At 62.5% G+C, this 17710-nt stretch carries 16 protein-coding genes; all 16 read left to right on the forward strand.

The window, feature by feature from the left end; all coding sequences use genetic code 11:
* The first annotated feature begins 161 nt into the window (after positions 1–161).
* The 16 genes from H8S57_RS04325 to rbsD all read left to right on the forward strand — a co-directional run bounded on the left by H8S57_RS04325 (position 162) and on the right by rbsD (position 17369).
* Positions 162–1052, forward strand: a complete 891-nt coding sequence (locus H8S57_RS04325; protein ID WP_186906849.1) for a LysR family transcriptional regulator — start codon at positions 162–164, stop codon at positions 1050–1052.
* A 288-nt stretch (positions 1053–1340) separates the two neighbouring features.
* Complete coding sequence (locus H8S57_RS04330) at positions 1341–2615, forward strand: MFS transporter (protein WP_186906850.1); 1275 nt, start codon at positions 1341–1343, stop codon at positions 2613–2615.
* 38 nt (positions 2616–2653) lie between these two features.
* On the forward strand, positions 2654–3514 hold the full coding sequence (locus H8S57_RS04335) for a phosphoenolpyruvate hydrolase family protein (protein ID WP_186906851.1): 861 nt from the start codon (positions 2654–2656) through the stop codon (positions 3512–3514).
* A gap of 2 nt (positions 3515–3516) precedes the next feature.
* The gene (locus tag H8S57_RS04340) at positions 3517–4365 is read left to right on the forward strand and encodes a phosphoenolpyruvate hydrolase family protein (protein ID WP_186906852.1); all 849 of its coding nucleotides are present in this window, start codon (positions 3517–3519) and stop codon (positions 4363–4365) included.
* Positions 4362–5600 carry a Tm-1-like ATP-binding domain-containing protein gene (locus H8S57_RS04345; protein WP_186906853.1) on the forward strand — a complete coding sequence of 413 codons (1239 nt, stop codon included), beginning with the start codon at positions 4362–4364 and terminating at the stop codon, positions 5598–5600. Before H8S57_RS04340 ends, H8S57_RS04345 begins: the two co-directional genes overlap by 4 nt.
* Positions 5591–6451, forward strand: a complete 861-nt coding sequence (locus tag H8S57_RS04350; RefSeq protein WP_207723699.1) for a phosphoenolpyruvate hydrolase family protein — start codon at positions 5591–5593, stop codon at positions 6449–6451. The genes H8S57_RS04345 and H8S57_RS04350 overlap by 10 nt, the downstream gene beginning before the upstream one ends.
* A gap of 726 nt (positions 6452–7177) precedes the next feature.
* Complete coding sequence (locus H8S57_RS04355; protein ID WP_186906854.1) at positions 7178–8128, forward strand: alpha/beta hydrolase; 951 nt, start codon at positions 7178–7180, stop codon at positions 8126–8128.
* A gap of 76 nt (positions 8129–8204) precedes the next feature.
* Positions 8205–9227, forward strand: a complete 1023-nt coding sequence (locus H8S57_RS04360; protein ID WP_186906855.1) for a LacI family DNA-binding transcriptional regulator — start codon at positions 8205–8207, stop codon at positions 9225–9227.
* A gap of 142 nt (positions 9228–9369) precedes the next feature.
* On the forward strand, positions 9370–10482 hold the full coding sequence (locus H8S57_RS04365) for an ABC transporter substrate-binding protein (RefSeq protein ID WP_186906856.1): 1113 nt from the start codon (positions 9370–9372) through the stop codon (positions 10480–10482).
* Between the two features lie 84 nt (positions 10483–10566).
* Positions 10567–11418, forward strand: coding sequence for an ABC transporter permease (locus H8S57_RS04370; protein WP_186906857.1), 852 nt, complete (start codon positions 10567–10569; stop codon positions 11416–11418).
* Positions 11415–12200 (forward strand): ABC transporter permease, encoded by a 786-nt coding sequence (locus H8S57_RS04375; protein ID WP_186906858.1) that lies wholly within the window; start codon positions 11415–11417, stop codon positions 12198–12200. Before H8S57_RS04370 ends, H8S57_RS04375 begins: the two co-directional genes overlap by 4 nt.
* Complete coding sequence (locus tag H8S57_RS04380; RefSeq protein ID WP_186906859.1) at positions 12197–12736, forward strand: cysteine hydrolase family protein; 540 nt, start codon at positions 12197–12199, stop codon at positions 12734–12736. Before H8S57_RS04375 ends, H8S57_RS04380 begins: the two co-directional genes overlap by 4 nt.
* Entirely contained in the window at positions 12729–13760 is a 1032-nt protein-coding gene (locus H8S57_RS04385; RefSeq protein ID WP_186906860.1) for an ABC transporter ATP-binding protein, read from the forward strand. The genes H8S57_RS04380 and H8S57_RS04385 overlap by 8 nt, the downstream gene beginning before the upstream one ends.
* A 66-nt stretch (positions 13761–13826) precedes the next feature.
* Positions 13827–16040, forward strand: coding sequence for an amylo-alpha-1,6-glucosidase (locus tag H8S57_RS04390; RefSeq protein ID WP_186906861.1), 2214 nt, complete (start codon positions 13827–13829; stop codon positions 16038–16040).
* 13 nt (positions 16041–16053) lie between these two features.
* Positions 16054–16977: a ribokinase gene (locus H8S57_RS04395; RefSeq protein ID WP_186906862.1), complete on the forward strand. Its 924-nt coding sequence runs from the start codon at positions 16054–16056 to the stop codon at positions 16975–16977.
* The gene (rbsD, locus tag H8S57_RS04400; RefSeq protein ID WP_186906863.1) at positions 16974–17369 is read left to right on the forward strand and encodes a D-ribose pyranase; all 396 of its coding nucleotides are present in this window, start codon (positions 16974–16976) and stop codon (positions 17367–17369) included. Before H8S57_RS04395 ends, rbsD begins: the two co-directional genes overlap by 4 nt.
* The last annotated feature ends 341 nt before the right edge of the window (positions 17370–17710 follow it).

The following is a 17710-nucleotide window of genomic DNA, read 5'->3' on the forward strand; positions in this document are numbered from 1 at the left end:
TGCCTCCTTAATTTTTGAGATTCGGAATAGACGGGCGGACAGCGGCCATTTTGGCCGCATTTGAAAAAAATAGTCTCACAGACTATAATAGAAGAGCGCAGAAGAGAACGGGTACCTCCCGCGGCATCAGAGCGAAGCGGGTTGGAAAAGGAGGGTCTTGGATGAAACTTTCACAGATGCGGTATTTTCAAGCCGTCTGCCTTTATGGCAGCACCACGCGCGCGGCGGACTCCCTGTTCGTTTCACAGCCGTCTATCAGCATGGCCATCAAAGAACTTGAGGAAGAACTGCACGTAAAGCTGTTCGTACGCCAGAACAACCGCATGATGCTCACACGCGAGGGATCGTTTTTTTTGGAGCGCGTCAACCGTGTGCTGGACGAGGTGCGTACGCTCGAGCAGACGATGCAGCATCTGAACAGCAGCAGCACCGTAACGCTCAGCCTGCCGCCCATCGTGGGCGATTTTTTCCCGAATCTTCTCGACCGCTTCATGCAGGAATATCCCGACTACCGGCTGGAGGTATACGAGGACGCACAGGGGGAAGTGACAAACCTGCTGCGCGAGAGCGAGCGCGATTTTGCCGTGGCCATCCTCAACAGTATAGGCGACCAGGAATTTGTCACCTATCCTTTTTTGAAGGTGGAACTGATGCTGTGGACGAACATCCACAGCCCCCTCGCCCAGAAGGCACGTGTCTCATTCCGGGACATCGGCACATCGCCCATCGTGCTATTCAAAGACAGTTATTACCAGAACTCCATTATCAAGAACTATTTTCAGGAGGCGGGCATTGAGCCGAACGTGATGCTGTATGCGAGCCAGACAGCCACCATGAAGAACTTCGCACGCAAGAACCTGGCCTCCACGTTCCTGTTCGTAGAGGAGTGCCCCGGCGAGCCGCTGCTGCGCGGTGTGCACTTCGAGCACCCCATTATCTTCTCCGTCGGCCTCATCCGTCTGCGCGACAAGCACCTCAGCAAAGCGCAGGAGGCCTTCCTTGCCCATATGCTGCACACGGCACCGGGCACGTCTGCATCCTCCCAAACCTAGCGTACCCTTTCGTTAAAAAGATGTAAAATAATTTTTTACAATAACCCTATAAGCAGTTTTGATGGGTTTTTCCATCAAAACTGCTTTTTTATGCACAATATACAAAGAGTTCGATAGCCATTCGGCAAAAGAGAAATTTTGAGGTTTCTCTATTATGTTTTATTATAATTGAATAGTTTTTCTATATTGTACAGTCCTTCTTTCGTTCCCTATAATAAAGCTGCGCTTCACAGCAAAACTGTTCGACGGCCGATTCGAATGCGCTTGCATGAAAAAGGAGGAAGGAAAATGTCCGAGACAAACAACGCAAAGGTGAACAAGGGCGGCATGTACGCTGTTTTGTTCGTCGCATACGCCATGGTGAACTTTCACCGCTACGCCACCAGCATGACGGCTTCTATTCTCGCAACCGACCTTGCGCTCGACGCAGGCCAAGTCGCTCTTTACATCGGGGTGTACACATGGTGCAACGCCATCATGCAGCTGCCTGCCGGCCTCATCACGGACCGCATCAGCGCGCGCAAGCTGCTGAGTGTGATCTATCTGTTGGCGGGAGGCGGCCTTCTGCTGATGGCCTATTCGAAAAGCTTTCCGCTCATCCTCGTGGGCCGCGGCATCCTAACGGCCGCAGTGGCCTGTGTGTTCAACGTCTGCAGCCGCCATATCGCCTCCTGGGAGAGCGCCGACAACTATAAGCGTGTGAACAGCATGTTTATGACGGCCGGAAAGATCGGCGGCCTCGTCGCGACCACGCCGCTCGTGCTGCTCATCGGCGGCATCGGCTGGAACAACACGTTCGGCCTCATTGCAGCCGCCTCTATCCTCGTGGCCGCGGGCGCATGGATATTTGTACGCGACCGGCAGGGGGCGCTGCAGAAGAAGGCCGTCTCTCCGCTGGCTTCTGTCAAGCACCTCGCCCGGACGGGCGGCTTCTGGCTCTATTGCTTCGCAGGCGCGCTGGTGGGCATGACGGTTCCCATGGTATTCTCGGCGTGGGGCGGCACGTTTCTTGTGCAGGGGCTCGGGGTAGATCCCGTCGTCAGCAGCAATATCTTAATGGTGGGCAATATCGCCTCGTGCATCGGCGGTGTGACCATCGCGCTCGTGTGCAAAAAGATTCCCGCAAAACCGCTTGTCGTCATCTCCTACATCGTCATCTCTGCCTGCGTGGCACTGCTGGCCGTCTTCACCACCCAGCTTTCAACGATTGCTTATGCCGTCATTTTTGTCATTATGGGCTTTACCTTCTATACCTCCACCACTTCGGTCTATGCCCTTATGCGTGAGATGTGCGGTGTAAAATTTATCGGCGGGTTTATGGGCGCTTCCAATTTCATCTCGTGGCTCGTAGGCAATGCACTGGTCTCCACCATCTGGGGGCTGTTTATCCCGGCCGACTTCAGCATCGCGGGCTTCCGCAACGCGCTGTTCTTCCAGCTCGCCATCTCCATCGTCGGCCTCATCGGTTTCATCGCACTCAAGCCGGGCATGCTCAAAGGTTGCTCGGACAAGGATATCGCTGCACTGGAGGCCGCACTGGAGACACAGAAGGCGGCGGACTGAATCAAGGCTAAACCGCCGGAAGAATGGGAGCTGTAAACATGAACAGACGTACCAGGGCAGAGATATTGGAGAGCCTTCGGGAAAAGGAACGCAACCGTGCGCTCATCCTTGGAACAGGGGCCGGGACCGGCCTCTCCGCCGTGGCGGAGGAAAAGGGCGGCGCCGACCTCATCATCGCCTACGCGACGGGCCGATACCGCATGGCGGGGCGCAGCTCCATGACGGGACGCTTCGCCTTCGGCGACGCGAACGCCGAGACCGTGCGCATGGCGGCTGAGCTGCGGCCGCTTGTTCGGCACGCCCCACTCATCGCAGGCGTGTTCGCGCAGGACCCTTTCCGTGATATGGACGCCTTTCTGGACGAGCTTACAGCGCTGGGCTACGAAGGAGTGCAGAATATCCCGGGTATGGGCGGGCAGGAAATTATGGAGGGCGCGGGATGTGCGGCCGCACTGGAGGCGGTCGGATACGGCTTTGCCCGCGAGGCAGAGCTTGTGCGCAAAGCACACCGGCGGGGCCTGCTTACAACGCCCTACTGCTCCCGCCCGGATCACCTGAAGCTTCTCGTAGAGGCCGGCGCGGATGTGCTGGTGCTGCATATGGGGCTCACAGGGCGCGAGAGCGACCACAGCATGGTCATCACACCGCTGGAGCGCTGCGCCGAGCGCATCAACGCCTTGAGCCAGCTTGCGAAAGAACTGGACCCCCACGTGATCGTACTGTGCCACGGCGGCCCCATTGTGAGCACAGTGGAAATGCGGTATCTGATGCAGCGCTGCCCCCGGCTGGCGGGGTTTTACGGCGCATCCACCATCGAGCGCATCCCGGTGGAGCAGGCGCTGATGCAGAGCGTGCGGGCGTTTGGGGCGCTTACCCTCAGCTCAAAAAGGAGAGTTTGAATATGAGATCATTTACAAGAGGCGAAGTATTGTGTGCGCTGCGCGCTGGACTGGCCGAAGGGCGCCCCATCCTCGGTGTGTGCGCGGGCATCGGTCTCACGGCTAAATGTGCCGAGAGAGCCGGCGCAGACCTTATCTTTGTCAACAATACCGGCCGGTTCCGCATGTCCGGGCGCAATGGGCTCCTCGCAAAATTTTCGTTCGGCGACGCAAACGCCGTCACCGAGGAGATGGGTACAGAAATCCTGCCGGTGCTTGCCCACACGCCCGCCGTGGCGGGTGTGTTCGCTCAGGATCCCTTTAAACGCATGGATATGGTGCTGGAAAACCTAAAACGCTGGGGGTTCGCGGGTGTGCAGAACAGCCCCGGGATGGGGATGATGAGGCCCGCCATGGCCAAGAACCTGGAGGCCGGCGGTCTTGGCTTTTCCAAGGAGATTGAGCTTGTGGAGACAGCGCGCAGTATGGATCTTCTCACGGCTCCCTTCTGTTATGATGCCGAACAGGCCCTGCGCTTGGCACAGGCAGGCGCGGACATTCTCCTGCTGAACCTGGGCTTGACGGCGGGAAATGACGACGGCGTCGAGGTGCCGCCGCTCGGTGCGTGCATCGAGGAAATGCGTGCGATACTCGCGCCCGCAAAGGATGCACGCCCGGACGTGCTCATCATGTGCCACGGCGGACCTCTTGCCACGCCGGAGGATGTGCAGCGCGTGTACGACGCCATCCCGGAGATGGACGGTTATCTGGGCGGCTCCTCCATCGAACGCATCCCCGTGGAGCGGGCCATCATCAACGTCATCCGTGATTTCAAGCAGATCGCCGTGGAAAAACAGGAGGAGTCCGTATGAAGAGCATCGCTGTTTTGGGTGCGTTCGACACGAAGGGTGCAGAGTTAGCCTATCTCATCGACTGCATCCATGCGCTCGCACCGCTTGCGGACGTGATCTCAGTGGACGTGAGCGCGCGCGCCCATGAGGCCGTATTCTCCGCCACTATCCCGAACGTGGAGGTAGCTCGTCTGGGCGGCGGAACGTTGGCGGCCCTCTCATCGGGCGACAGGCTGGAGGCTGTCACCGTGATGATTGAGGGCGCGAAACGGTGTATTCAAGATCTGTATAGCACAGGCCGTATCAGCGGCGCCATCACACTGGGCGGCGGTTCCGGCACAGTGCTGGGCATGCAGGCTCTGCGGCAGCTGCCCGTCGGTTTTCCCAAGGTCATGGTCTCCACCATCGCAGCCAGCGCCACAACGGGGAGGCTGTGGCAGGGCACCGATATTCTCGTCATGAATTCGGTGGTGGATATCGCCGGCCTCAACAGCATTTCGCGCGCGGTGTTCCGGACCGCCGCCGGCGCGGTCACAGGCGCCGCACAACTGGGGCCGGCACCCACGCTGAAAAAGGAAAAACCCGTCGTGGCCGCTACGATGTACGGTATGACGACGCCCGGTGTGGAGGCCGCGAAGGCCTGGCTCGAGACAAACGGCTATGAGGTACTGGTATTCCACGCCAACGGCGCGGGTGGGCAGACTATGGAGGAATTAATCCGCGGCGGCGGCATCGACGGTGTGCTGGACCTCACCACCACCGAGTGGGCCGACACCCTGTGCGGGGGCGTATGTGCCGCCGGACCCGACCGCCTCGACGCCGCCGCGCAGGGCGGCGTACCGCAGGTGGTGAGCGTAGGTGCCCTGGACATGGTGAATATCAACGAAAGACCGGTGCGCTTTTCCCACCGCCTGTTCCACGGCGGCGAAACAAGCAGCCTCATGCGCACGACGCCCGAGGAGAACCGGCGCCTAGGCACGATTATCGCCGACAAATTGAATGCGTGCACGGCCCCGTGCGCACTGCTCCTGCCCCTGCACGGCGTATCGCAAATCGACCGCGAGGGCGGCCCCTTCTGGGACCCGGCGGCCGATGACGCATTATTCAGCGCCATCCGTGCCGCGCTGGTATCGCCGCTTGTGGAACTGCAGGAGTTGCCGCTGCATATCAATGACCCGGCGTTCGGAAAAGCCGCGGCGAAGAAGCTTCACGCGCTCATCACGGCGGGAAAGGAGCACCGCACAGCATGTATATGACAAGAGAAGAAGTGCTCGGACGGCTGCGGGCAACGCTGCGCAAAGGGCAGCCCATCGTGGGCACAGGCGCAGGCATCGGCCTTGCGGCGCGCGCCGAGGAACGGGGCGGCGCCGACCTCATCATCGTCTATGGCACGGGCAAGTACCGCATGGCTGGGCGCAGCTCCATGGCTGGGCGATTCGCCTTCGGCAATGCGAACGATCTGGTGCTCAAGATGGCACAGGAAGTCATGCCCGTGGCGCCCCATACGCCAGTCCTGGCAGGCGTATTCATTCAAGATCCCTTCCGCGACATGATGGGGTTCATAGAGCAGCTCAAGCAGGCGGGCTACAGCGGCGTGCAGAACGTACCCGGTATGGGCGGGATGGACCAGATGGAGGGTGCGCGCACTGTGACATCCCTGGATGCCGCAGGCATCGGCATGGCGATGGAACTGGCGTTCCTGCGGGCCGCAAAGGACCGCGGCATGGTCACGACACCATACGCATACAACCTCACGCAGGCCGTCCAGCTGGCTGCAAACGGTTCGGATATGTTGTGCCTGCATGTTGGCCTCACGACAAAAGGCCTCACGGCAGCCCAGGTGGCGCCGCCGATCGAGCGGTGCGCACAGATGCTCAGCAGCTGGATTGAGGCAATCCGTGCCGAGAATCCCGATACCATCATCCTCTGCCACGGCGGCCCCATCGCAGAACCGCAGGATTTTTCATACATCATGCGTCATGTGGAGGGCATTTCCGGCTTCTACGGCGCGTCGTCAATCGAGCGCATCCCGGTGGAAAGAGCACTGGTGGATGCCACGTCCCGGTTCCGCACGCTGCATATCGCGCCCCGCCCGGATGCCGTGTAGCAGTCCGCGTGCGTCCGGCACCAAAAACGACAAAACGGAACGCAGTATCTTCCTTTTTCTATTCCACAAAAAGTGCGTCTTTTCAGAAGATGAACTCGCCGGGCCCCGAAGGACCCCTGCGCCGCATCGCTCATAAAACAGCAAAACCCCCCCTTCTCGTTTCTTTTTATGCTCCCCGCACGTTCTGAAAAAAGCGGCCGTCTCATGACGGCGAACCAAAACATGCATGGTGCACCGCCTTTTCAGAGCCACGATTCTTTCCGATCTTAAGCGAACCCTCCGGTGCGGCGCTGAATAACGCGCCACATCGGAGGGTTTCATAAAACTTCAGGTTTCTTTACCCCCTGCCCCGTTGTGTCTCCACAATTTCATTTTTGCTGCAGTTTGGAATTACAGCCATCGCGCAACGATACCCGCAGCGGACAAGGGACAATACGCCTGCCAGCGGCCAAAATCAGCGCTGACGGCGTTATTGCCTTCGGCGGGCGCCGCCCGGCAAGGGGGATAACGCAGCCGGCGGGCCTATTGGTCCCGAAAAACCGTATTGTCCCTTATCCTCCGGGGGCGGCGTATGATAAGAGACCGGTTGACAGGACCTCTCACAGCTTCCCATCAACCACCCTCGTTCCCACCCTCCTTCAGGAAAACGCTGCTGCAGCTCGTCTTGCGGCGGGAGACGCGCTGTGGTATGCTTTGATTGACATCCTGTTTTGGGAGGAATGTGCCATGGACCGGATCGTTCCAGGCCCGTATCCCTATGATCCTGCGCTGTCTGCGCCGCCGCCTCCGCCGCGGGACTACCGGCGCCCCGGGGAAGCATTGCGCCGGAAGCTGGTTCGCCGCCGGGAGCATGCCCAGGTGCGCTCCTGGCGGCCGCCGGAGGGGGTGGCGGTCCACCGCTTCGTCTACCCCGGCGCGGACAGGGCGGCCATTTCGTGCTGGAGCGTAGCGGCGGGCGAGGCCGCCGAGCGCCGCCCCGGTGTGCTCTACTTCCACGGAGGCGCCTTTCTGTTCGCGCTGGAGCCTATGATGCTGGAAAACGCCGCCTGGTTTGCCGCCGCGCTGGGCGTACGGGTCTTCCTGCCGGAATACCGGCTGGCCCCGGAGCACCCTTTCCCCACGTCCCTGCTGGATTGTTTCCGGCTGCTGCAATTTCTGTCCGCCGGGAACGCCCCCTGCGCCGTGGACCCGGACCGTCTCCTTCTCTACGGCGAGAGCGCCGGAGGCTGTCTGGCCGCCGGAACTGCGCTGCTCGCCCGGGATCGGGGCGGCCCGCCCCTCCGGGGGCAGGCCCTGATCTATCCCGTCCTGGACCGGACCATGGCCTGTCCCTCTCACCGGCTCTTCCCGGCGGCCCCTTGGCCGCCCTCCGCCAACCGCCAGGCGTGGGAGCTCTATCTGCGCCGCGGCGCGGGAGACATGGCCGCTTACGCTTCCCCGCTGTCCGCCCAGGACTTGTCCCGGCTTCCGCCCGCCTATGTGGAGTCCCAGGAATTTGATATCCTCCGGGACGAGGCCGAAGCCTATGTCCGCAGGCTCCGAAGCGCCGGAGTGGCTGCGCAGCTCTGGCGGGTCCCCGGCTCCTACCACGGCTTTGACGCCGACCGGGACAGTCCCCTGGTCCGTCAGGCGCTGGAACGCCGGGTCAGGGCCATGGCGGCCATGCTGGATCTCTGAACGGGCCTTCTTTTACGAAAACGGTTTACTTTTATCCGAAAATGTGATAAGGTAAAAAGACCAAGGGAGGGAGGAGATGGAGAAGCCTATGACCATCAAGGATATTGCCCGGATTGCCGGAGTTTCCCCTGCCACCGTCTCCCGCGTGATCAACAACAACCCTGCCGGAGTGAGCCGGGAGACCCGCGCACACATCCAGCAGATCGTACAGACCTACGGCTACCAGCCCAACAACGTAGCCCGCAGCATGATCACAAAGCGCTCCAATACCATCGGCGTGGTGGTGCCCGACATCGTAAACCAGTTCTATACCCTGCTGCTCAAGGGTGTGGAGGACATGGCCGCCTCCCGCGGCTACAGCGTGGTGCTCTGCAACTCCAACAACAACGAGGACAAGGAGCTGCGCAACCTCAGCTATCTGCGGGACAACTACGTAGCGGGCATCATCTACAACAACTACCGCATGAGCGAGCGCACCGCCAACCTGATCCGGAGCAGCCGGGTGCCTCTGATCTTTGTGGACAACTGGGGCGATCCCATCGACGGCATCTGCGTGCGCATCAACCATCAGCACGGCATGGCGGCAATGGCCAACTATCTGCTGGACATGGGGCACCGCGCCTTTGCCTATCTGGCCGGACCGGAGGGGGTCTTCTCCGCCGATATGCGCCGCCGGGGCTTTCTGGACGCGCTGGAGGAGCGGGGCATCTCTTTCGCCCCCAGGGGCGTTTTGCAGCACTGCGCCTATTCGGAGGACGCAGGATATGAGGCGGCCAAGCAGCTGCTGGATGAAAAGCGCTCCATCACCTGCTTTGTCTGTGCCAACGACCTGATCGCCTACGGGGTGATCCGCCTGCTCAACGAACGCGGCCTGCGGGTGCCCGACGACTGCTCGGTCACCGGCTTCGACGACATTCCCTTTTCCCGCCTGCTCAACCCCGGGCTGACCACGATTTACAACCCGGTGCAGCAGCTGGGGCGCTCCGCCGCCCAGCTGCTCATCGACCACATCGAAGGCGCCCCCCCGCCGCCGCAGCGGGAGCTTCTGTTTGACACCCATTTGGTGCGGCGGGCTTCCGTCAAATTTCTGCCGTCTTGAAGGAAAACGTTTTCTCTTTTTTCGTTGACTTCTGCAGTGCAGTGTGCTATTCTGATCCTGCGAGCAGAACATAAATCGCTCTCTTTGGAACTGGAACTAAAACGTTTTATCTCTGAACCAATTATTTTATGGAGGTGTCAAAATGAAAAAGCTTGTCTCTTTGCTCCTGGCCGGTCTAACGCTCTTCTCCCTTGCCGCCTGCTCCGGCGGCGGAAGCGGCGGAGGCGGGACGGCCGCCCCCCAGAACTCCGGTACGGGGGAGGGCGGCGCGGTCCGCACCCTGACCGTGGCCAACTGGCAGGGCTACGGCTCCGATGCGGAGTACGCCGTCCAGGCCTTTGAGGAGGCCAACAACTGCAAGGTGGTCCATCAGTATTTCGATTCCGAAGAGGCCCTGCTGAACATGCTCCGCCAGGGCGGCCTGGGGCAGATCGACGTGGTGCTGCCCAACATGGCCTATGTGGCCATCGGCAAGCGCGAGAACCTGTTCCAGCCCATCGACGTGAGCCGGCTGGAGAATTATGGCGACCTGCGGGAGGACATCCGCGATGTGGAGGATGTGAAGGACGCCGACGGCAACATCCTCGGGGTGCCCTGGACCTGGGGCACTACCTCCCTGGGCTATAACCCGGACGCCATCTCGGACACGGTGGATTCCTGGGGCATCCTGTGGGACCCTGCTTATCAGAACAAGATCGCCTTCTTTGACGACCACACCACCGCGGTGATGATCGCCGCCACCTACGCCGGGGAAGATCCCTACGATCCCGACCTGGACGTGGTGAAGGATACCCTGCTCTCTCTGAAAGCCAACTGTAAGCTCTTCTGGAGCAGCTATGACTCCTTTGCCAAGCCCTATTCCGCCGGCGAAGTGGTCGCCGGCAGCGTCTGGTCCGGTGCCGCCACCCAGCTCAACGCCACCGGCCAGAAGATGACCTATGTCTATCCCAAGGAGGGTACCATCGCCTGGGTGGACTATTGGGCCATTCCCAAGGACGCGCCCAACGAGGATCTGGCCTACAAGTGGATCGACTGGATGACCTCTCAGCAGTTCCAGTCCACCTATGCCGCCGATCTGGAGATGCAGCCCCCCATCCCCTCCAACACCAAGGTGCTGGACAGTCTCTCCGGCGATGTGAAGGCCGCCCTGTACGTCGACAACGGCCTGCCGGAGAAGCTGGTGTTCCAGAAAGAGATCCCGGAGGAGACCAACCAGGCCTGGCTGGACCTGTGGAACGAGGTCAAGGCCTCCTGAGCACGCGATCATCAACGGGGGAGACGGATCCGCGCAGCCGTCTCCCCCGTCTTGTTTCATCACTCTGAGAAGGGCGGAACGCGCATGACGAAATCCAAACTTTCTACCTGGCTGCTCATGCTGCCCAGCACCGGGATGCTGGCTCTGCTGGTGGTGGCGCCGCTGGCTGTGCTGGTCTTTGCCAGCCTGATCCAGGGAAACAACCTGGCCCTGGATGCGGCGCTGAGTCTGGGCAATTACGCCACCATTTTGGAAAAGGGGCTCTTTTTTCCGCTGATGGGCAAATCCCTGGCCATGGCGGGCAGCGTCACCGCGGCCTGCATCCTGCTGGCCTACCCTACCGCCTACGGCCTGGCCAAATGCGTGGGCGAAAAGCACCGCAACCTGCTGGTGGTACTCATCATCATCCCCTTTTTCACCTCCCAGCTGCTGCTGATCTACTCCATGATGGTCCTGCTGCAGGCCAACGGCCCTGTCATGAGCCTGCTGGGCCTGTTCGGCCGGAACGCCTCCACCTCCATCCTGTACACCAATTTTGCGGTGTTCCTGATCCTGCTGTATGAATTTCTGCCCTATATGGTGCTGTGTCTTTATTCCTCCATGTGCAAGATCGAGGATAACCAGCTCTACGCCGCCCAGGTCATGGGCGCGGGCAAGGCGCGGCGGTTCCTGGACGTGATCTTCCCGCTCTCCTCCCCCGGTCTGCTCTCCGGCATCATCATCGTCTTCGTCCCGGCGGCGGGCAGCTTTGTAGAGGCCAATCTGGCCGGCGGCACCAACGGGATGCTGATCGGCTCCTATATCGACACCAACTTCTCCGTATCGCTGAACATCGGCCGGGGCTGCGCCCTGTGCGTGCTGTTCCTGCTGGTCCTGTGCGTCATCACGCTTATCATCAACGCCGTTATCCGCGGCGTGGCAGGGAGGCGGCTATGAAAAAACGGTATCCCTTCATCCGGGCGGTCATGATCGTGGTGTACGCATTTATCTTCCTGCCCATCTTCATCGTCGCGCTCATGAGCTTCAATGCCTCCCAGTACGGCACCTTTCCTTTCGTATTCTCCACCAAGTGGTACGTCCGCCTGTTCACAGGGGCCAGCCTGGGGGGCGCCACCTGGCTTTCCATCTGGTTTTCCCTGCTGGTGACCCTCACCATGGTGGTGGTGGGCGTCATGACCAGCCTGGGGCTCAAACGCTCCAACGCCAAATTTGCCAAGGTGTTCTCCGCCCTGCTGAACATGGGCGTCATCATCCCCTGGCTGGTGCTGGGCGTGGCGCTGCTGATGATCTTCAATTTCATCGGCCTGGGCCGGTCCTATCTGGGCATGTATCTGGGCAACAGCATCTGCGTGCTGCCCTATGTGGTACTGCTGGTCTACCCGGCCCTGTGCGAGCTCAACGACAACCTGGAGTTCGCCGCCCGCGCCATGGGGGCGAGCCCCCTGCGTGCCTTCTTCACCGTGGTGCTGCCCGGCATTTTCCCCGCCGTGGCCGCCGGGGGCCTGATGGCCTTTATGGTCTGCTTCAATAATTTCGTCATCCAGTACTATCTGGCCCCCTTCGGCGTGCGTACCCTGCCCCTGGAGATCTACAACATGGTCCGTGTGGGCTATAAGCCGGACATCAACGCCCTGGCCACCATTATGGTGCTGGTCTCCACGGCGCTGGTCTATCTGGTGAACAAGCTGGGTTACGGCAGCAAGAGGTCTCTGCTATGAGCGGGGCGGCGCTTCTGGTCATCGACATGCAGCGGGTCTACGCGCCCGGCGGCGCGTGGGCCACGCCGGGCTTCGACCGGGCCGAGGCCAATATCCTGCGCCTGTGCCGGCGCTATCCCAGGCGTCTGTTTACCCGGCACCTGCCCTTTTCCGATCCCCCCGGCACCTGGAAGCGCTACAACGCGGAGTTTGCCGGGATCAACCGGGATCCGGAGTGCGCCCGCCTGGTCCCCGCTCTGGAAGCGCTCGGCCACCTTTCCTTTGAAAAGCAGACCTATTCCGCCCTCTCCAGCGGCGCTCTGCGCGCCCACCTGCTGGCGGCGGATTACGCTGAGATCCTGATGACCGGCGTCCAGAGCGAATTCTGCGTCCTGGCCACCCTGATGGACGCGGTAGACCTGGGCCTGCCCGTTACTCTGGTATGGGACGCCTGCGCCGGCTCCAGCCCCGCGCTGGACGCCGCCCTGCACGATATCGCCGCCCTGATGCCCTGTCAGGTACGGCTTGCAACGACGGAGGAAGTACTCAATGGCTGATTTGAAGATCGTGGACGTGCGAAAAAGCTACGGAAAAAAGGAAGTGCTCAAGGGGGTATCGCTCACCGCCGGGACCGGGGAATTCCTGGCTCTGCTGGGCCCCTCCGGCTGCGGCAAGACCACCCTGCTGAATACCATCAGCGGCATCGTCCGGCAGGACGCGGGTCAGGTGCTGGTGGACGGCCGGGACATCAGCCGCTCTCCCATCGAGAAGCGCAACATCGGCGTGGTGTTCCAAAATTACGCCCTGTTCGCCCATATGAACGTATTTGAAAACGTGGCCTACCCCCTGCGCCTGAAAAAGGTCCCCAAGGCGGAGCTGCAGCAGCGGGTCGGCCAGGCCCTGGAGACCGTGCGGCTGGACGGCTACGCGCCCCGGCGCATCGCTCAGCTCTCCGGCGGCGAGCAGCAGCGGGTGGCTCTGGCCCGGGCCATCGTCTACCGGCCGGACATCCTGCTGCTGGACGAGCCGCTCTCGGCCCTGGACCGGAAGATCCGGGAGCAGATGCAGATCGAAGTACGCCGTATCCAGCGGGAGATCGGCATCACCACCGTCTTTGTCACCCACGACCAGGGGGAGGCGCTCTCCATGGCCGACCGGGTGCTGTTGATGCACGGCGGGCAGATCATCGAAGACAATACCCCCGCCGAGGTGTACCTCCACCCCAAATCCGCCTTTGCCGCCGACTTTATCGGGGCCTCCAACGTGCTGGAGGGCCGCTACGAACATGGCCGGGTGAACGCCGGGGGGCTGGCCCTGCCCGTGGGCGAGCAGGCCGTCTCCGACGGCGCCCGGGTGCGCGCGCTTATCAAGGAGGAGAACCTGGCCCTCCTCCCCCCGGGCCAGGGGGATCTGAGCGCCCGGATCCAGGACAAACTGTTTTTGGGCCAGTCCATCCGCATCACGCTGCGCTGCGGGGAGCGCATCCTGTTCGCCCTGATCCCCGCCCGGGAAGCCGAACCGCTCACCGTGGGCTCCGACGTGGACCTGCGGGTCATGGGCGCGTCGGTGTTCGCTTTGTAACCCCCCGGCCGTCCCCGCGGGGCTGTCCAATCAAACACCGCGTGCGTGCGCGGTAAGGAGGGCATTATGTTTCAAATTTCAAGGGAAAAATACTTTAATACCTGGAGCGCCAAAAGTCCGGCGGCCATGATGTTTCTGCCTGCCCGGCTGTCCGTGTCTCTGGGGGCGTACAGCTTTTCCAGCGGCGCCTACACCAGCTTCCCCTTCAGCGAACACATCAAGCTCTATGAGCACGACGCCGACGGCCGCTACTGCCGTCTGACCGCCGAGCACAACGGCACGGTACTCCAGCTGGAATACTGGAAGAGCGACCCCTGGACCGTCCGGGGCCGGGTGAGCACCCTGGCCAACGGGGAATGGGGCCTGCGCTTTCTGCCCGTGCTCACCGTCGGGTTCGAGGGGGACGGCTGCGTCTCCCGCGCGCCGGACGGAAGCGTCGCCATGGCCCTGCGCAGCTACCGCTTTGCGGTGGCGCTGAAGGACCGCCCCATCCGGGAGTGCCTGACCGACGACGAGGGCTACGTGGGCCGCCGCATGGAAGAGCTGGGCTATTACGCCCCTCTGGAAGACGCTCCCCGGCCCAGGTACCGCAGCTTCCTCTATAACCTGGAGGAGACCCCGGTCATCGACTTCGCCCTGTGCGCAGCCAATGGGGATGCCGGCGCCCGCGCGGGGGCGGAAGCCGCCCTGGCGCTGGAGCAGGACGCGCTGGACGCCATCCGCGCCCGGGCGGGAGAAGCCCTGCAGCAGGAGGGCCGCTTCGGCTGCTGCGCGGAGGCCCTGCGGGACGTGATGGCCTGGAACACCTTGGCCGACTTCAAAAACGGCCGGGTGCTCACCTCCCTCACCCGTTTCTGGATCGATAAGAAGTTCGGCGGCTGGTTCCTCTGGCTGGACGACGTGCTCTACCACGCCCTCTGCGCCGCCTGGTCCGGCGATTGGGCCACCGCCCGCTGCAACATCTGCGCCAGCATGGAGAACGCCGTCCCCGCCGGGAACCTGGCCTGCCTCATGTCGGAGTTTACCGAGTGGGTGGACCGCTCCCAGCCGCCCATCTTCGGCTATATCGTACTGAAATACTATGAGCTGACCCACGACCTTTCCCTGGTACGCCAGGTGTTCCCCACCCTGCACCGGGCGCATCTGTGGTGGTTTGAGCACCGGGACGGCAACGGCAACGGCGTGCTGGAGTACGGCAGCTCCCCCGACTGCGGGGACGGCCATTTCAAGCGCACCAAGCTGGCCGCCAAGGACGAGGCCGCCATGGACAACAGCCCCATGTACGACAGCGCCCGCTTCGTGCCTGAGGCAGGCACCCTTAACATGGAGGACGTGGCCCTCAACAGCCTGCTGGCGCTGGAGGGAGAGTCCCTGGCCAAGCTGGCCCGGGCGCTGGGGGACGCGGATACGGCCCGGACGCTGAGCGCCCAGACCGACGCCTTCAAGCGCCGCATCGACGAGCGGCTCTGGGACGAGGAGCGGGGACTTTACGCCAACCGCCACTGGGAAAACGGCTTTGTCAGCCCCTCCCCCACCAGCTTCTATCCCCTGGTGGCCGGCATTCCAACTCCGGAGCGGGCGCGCCGTCTGGTGGAGCACATCTTCGACGAGAGCGAATTCTGGACGGCGGCTCCCCTGCCCTCCATCTGGCAGAAGGACCCCGCGGTCCGGGACGACGTGTACTGGCGGGGGCGCATGTGGCCGCCGCTGAACTTCTTCACCTACCTGGGCCTCAAGCGCTACGGCTTCCAGGAGGAAGCCCACCGCCTGGCGCAGCGCAGCGCCCAGGTCTTCGCCCGAGCCTGGGAGGAGGAACGGGCCTGCTATGAGAATTACAACACCTTCACCGGCGTGGGGAAGAGCGTGGACGCCGATCCCTTCTACGGCTGGGGCGCTCTGCTGCCCCTGATGTGGGTGCTGGAATTTGTAGACACCGACCCCGACGGCGGTCTGAGCTTCGGCTCGATCTCCGGAGAGGCGATGCAGCTGCGCCACCTGCGCACCTATCTGGGCCAGATGGAGCTGCGCCTGGGCGACGCCGCGCAGGTGGACCTGGACGGCCGGACCGTCTTCCGTTCCAACGCCCGGGGACGCTTCTCCGGCTTCCTCTATGAAAGCCACTACGCGCAGCTCACCGTCCCGGCCCAACCGGAGGAGTCCTGGGTGGAATTCCCGGCCGCCGAACCGGTGTCTGTCTGCGTGAATGGAGCGGCCGTCCCTCCCGCCGCCCGCCTCTCCCTCCCGGCGGGACGCGCCGCCCGCATCCAGCTCTGGTACTGAGGGGGGACGCCGGATGAAGGTACTGTGCGTCGGCTCTCTCAATTTGGATTATACCTATCAGGTGGACCACTTCGTCCGCCCCGGCGAGACCCTGGCCGCCCGGGCGCGGAGCGTCCATTGCGGCGGCAAGGGGCTGAACCAGTCCATCGCCGCCGCCAAGGCCGGCCTGCAGGTCTGGCACGCCGGTCTGGTGGGGACGGGCGGCGCGCCGCTCCTGGACGCGCTGCAGCGCTACGGGGTGGATACCGGCCTGATCCGCGCCCTGGACCAGCCCTGCGGGCACACCGTCATCCAGGTGACGGAAGCCGGGGAAAACTGCATTCTCCTCTACGGCGGCACCAACACCTGCCTGACCGAGTCTTTTGTGGATGAGACGCTCTGCCGTTTTGCACCGGGGGATGTGCTGCTCCTGCAAAACGAGGTCAACGGCATCCCCTACCTGATCCGGCAGGCGGTCCGCCGGGGCCTGCGGGTGGCCTTCAACGCCGCCCCCATGGCGCCGGAGGTGGCGGATTACCCGCTGGAACTGCTCTCCTGGCTGGTCATCAACGAGGGGGAGGGCGCCGCCCTGGCGGGAACCCAGGCGCCCGCGGACATTCTGGACCGTCTGGCCCAGCGCTGCCCCGATACCCAGCTGCTGCTCACGCTGGGCGCCGGGGGCTCCGTCTGCCGCGCCGGCGGGGAGACCTGGTCCTGCGGCGTTTTTCCGGTGCGTCCGGTGGACACCACCGCAGCGGGGGACACCTTTCTGGGCTACTATCTGGGCGCGCTGCTCGCCGGCGCTCCCATACCGGAAGCCCTCCGGCTCTCCTCCGCCGCCAGCGCCCTGTGCATCCAGCGCCGGGGCGCGGCCGACGCCATTCCCCTGCTGGAGGAGGTCCGCGCCGCCCTGGCCGCGGGCAGCCTGGGGGAAATGGGGAAAGGAGCTTCTTTATGAAAAAAGGCAAGCTGCTCCACAGCGCGCTTTCCCATGAGATCGCCAAGCTGGGACACACCCAGACCTTGGTCCTGGGCGACGCGGGGCTTCCCATCCCGCCCGAGACCCGGCGGATCGATCTGGCCGTCACACAGGGCGTTCCCGCGCTCCTGTCCGTGCTGGACGCCGTGTTGTCCGAGCTGGCCGTGCAGAAGATCACGCTGGCCGAGGAGATCAAGACGGCCAGCCCGGAAATGGACCGTTCCATTCGCAGCCGCTTTCCGGGCACGCAGATCTGCTACGTCCCTCACGAGGCGTTCAAAGCCCTGCTTCCTCAGGCCGCCTGCGTGGTGCGCACCGGGGAGACCACTTCCTATGCCAACGTGATCCTGGAGTCCGGCGTCACCTTTTAGCGTCGGTCCTCCAGCCTTCGGAACGGCTGGCAGCGGGAGATTTTTGCCGGACAAGCAGCTTCCCGCCGCAAGCCTGCCGGATTCCCGGGGAAACCCAGGCCGTCCGGGCAAAAAAGACCCGCTGCCCCGGCGCTTGTAATACTGTTTCTTAATAAAAAAGTTTAGTAAGCCTTTTTATTGCGGCGTATGACGCCGCAGCGCCTGTGGCGTAAGCAACAGTATTGACGACATTCCTGGCGGCTACGCCGCCGAGCCACATTCTGTGGCCTCCACAAAACGGTTCAACCGTTTTATGGAGAATTGGTATAAGATTGGGATACAGACCCTGGGGCTTGCGGCGC

The sequence above is a fragment of the Lawsonibacter hominis genome, assembly GCF_014287895.1.
GTDB lineage: Bacteria > Bacillota > Clostridia > Oscillospirales > Oscillospiraceae > Lawsonibacter_A > Lawsonibacter_A hominis.

Coding starts and splice junctions, on each gene's coding strand:
- H8S57_RS04325 (WP_186906849.1), top strand. CDS start 162: ATGAAACTTTCACAGATGCGGTATTTTCAAGCCGTCTGCCTTTATGGC.
- H8S57_RS04330 (WP_186906850.1), top strand. CDS start 1,341: ATGTCCGAGACAAACAACGCAAAGGTGAACAAGGGCGGCATGTACGCT.
- H8S57_RS04335 (WP_186906851.1), top strand. CDS start 2,654: ATGAACAGACGTACCAGGGCAGAGATATTGGAGAGCCTTCGGGAAAAG.
- H8S57_RS04340 (WP_186906852.1), top strand. CDS start 3,517: ATGAGATCATTTACAAGAGGCGAAGTATTGTGTGCGCTGCGCGCTGGA.
- H8S57_RS04345 (WP_186906853.1), top strand. CDS start 4,362: ATGAAGAGCATCGCTGTTTTGGGTGCGTTCGACACGAAGGGTGCAGAG.
- H8S57_RS04350 (WP_207723699.1), top strand. CDS start 5,591: ATGTATATGACAAGAGAAGAAGTGCTCGGACGGCTGCGGGCAACGCTG.
- H8S57_RS04355 (WP_186906854.1), top strand. CDS start 7,178: ATGGACCGGATCGTTCCAGGCCCGTATCCCTATGATCCTGCGCTGTCT.
- H8S57_RS04360 (WP_186906855.1), top strand. CDS start 8,205: ATGGAGAAGCCTATGACCATCAAGGATATTGCCCGGATTGCCGGAGTT.
- H8S57_RS04365 (WP_186906856.1), top strand. CDS start 9,370: ATGAAAAAGCTTGTCTCTTTGCTCCTGGCCGGTCTAACGCTCTTCTCC.
- H8S57_RS04370 (WP_186906857.1), top strand. CDS start 10,567: ATGACGAAATCCAAACTTTCTACCTGGCTGCTCATGCTGCCCAGCACC.
- H8S57_RS04375 (WP_186906858.1), top strand. CDS start 11,415: ATGAAAAAACGGTATCCCTTCATCCGGGCGGTCATGATCGTGGTGTAC.
- H8S57_RS04380 (WP_186906859.1), top strand. CDS start 12,197: ATGAGCGGGGCGGCGCTTCTGGTCATCGACATGCAGCGGGTCTACGCG.
- H8S57_RS04385 (WP_186906860.1), top strand. CDS start 12,729: ATGGCTGATTTGAAGATCGTGGACGTGCGAAAAAGCTACGGAAAAAAG.
- H8S57_RS04390 (WP_186906861.1), top strand. CDS start 13,827: ATGTTTCAAATTTCAAGGGAAAAATACTTTAATACCTGGAGCGCCAAA.
- H8S57_RS04395 (WP_186906862.1), top strand. CDS start 16,054: ATGAAGGTACTGTGCGTCGGCTCTCTCAATTTGGATTATACCTATCAG.
- rbsD (WP_186906863.1), top strand. CDS start 16,974: ATGAAAAAAGGCAAGCTGCTCCACAGCGCGCTTTCCCATGAGATCGCC.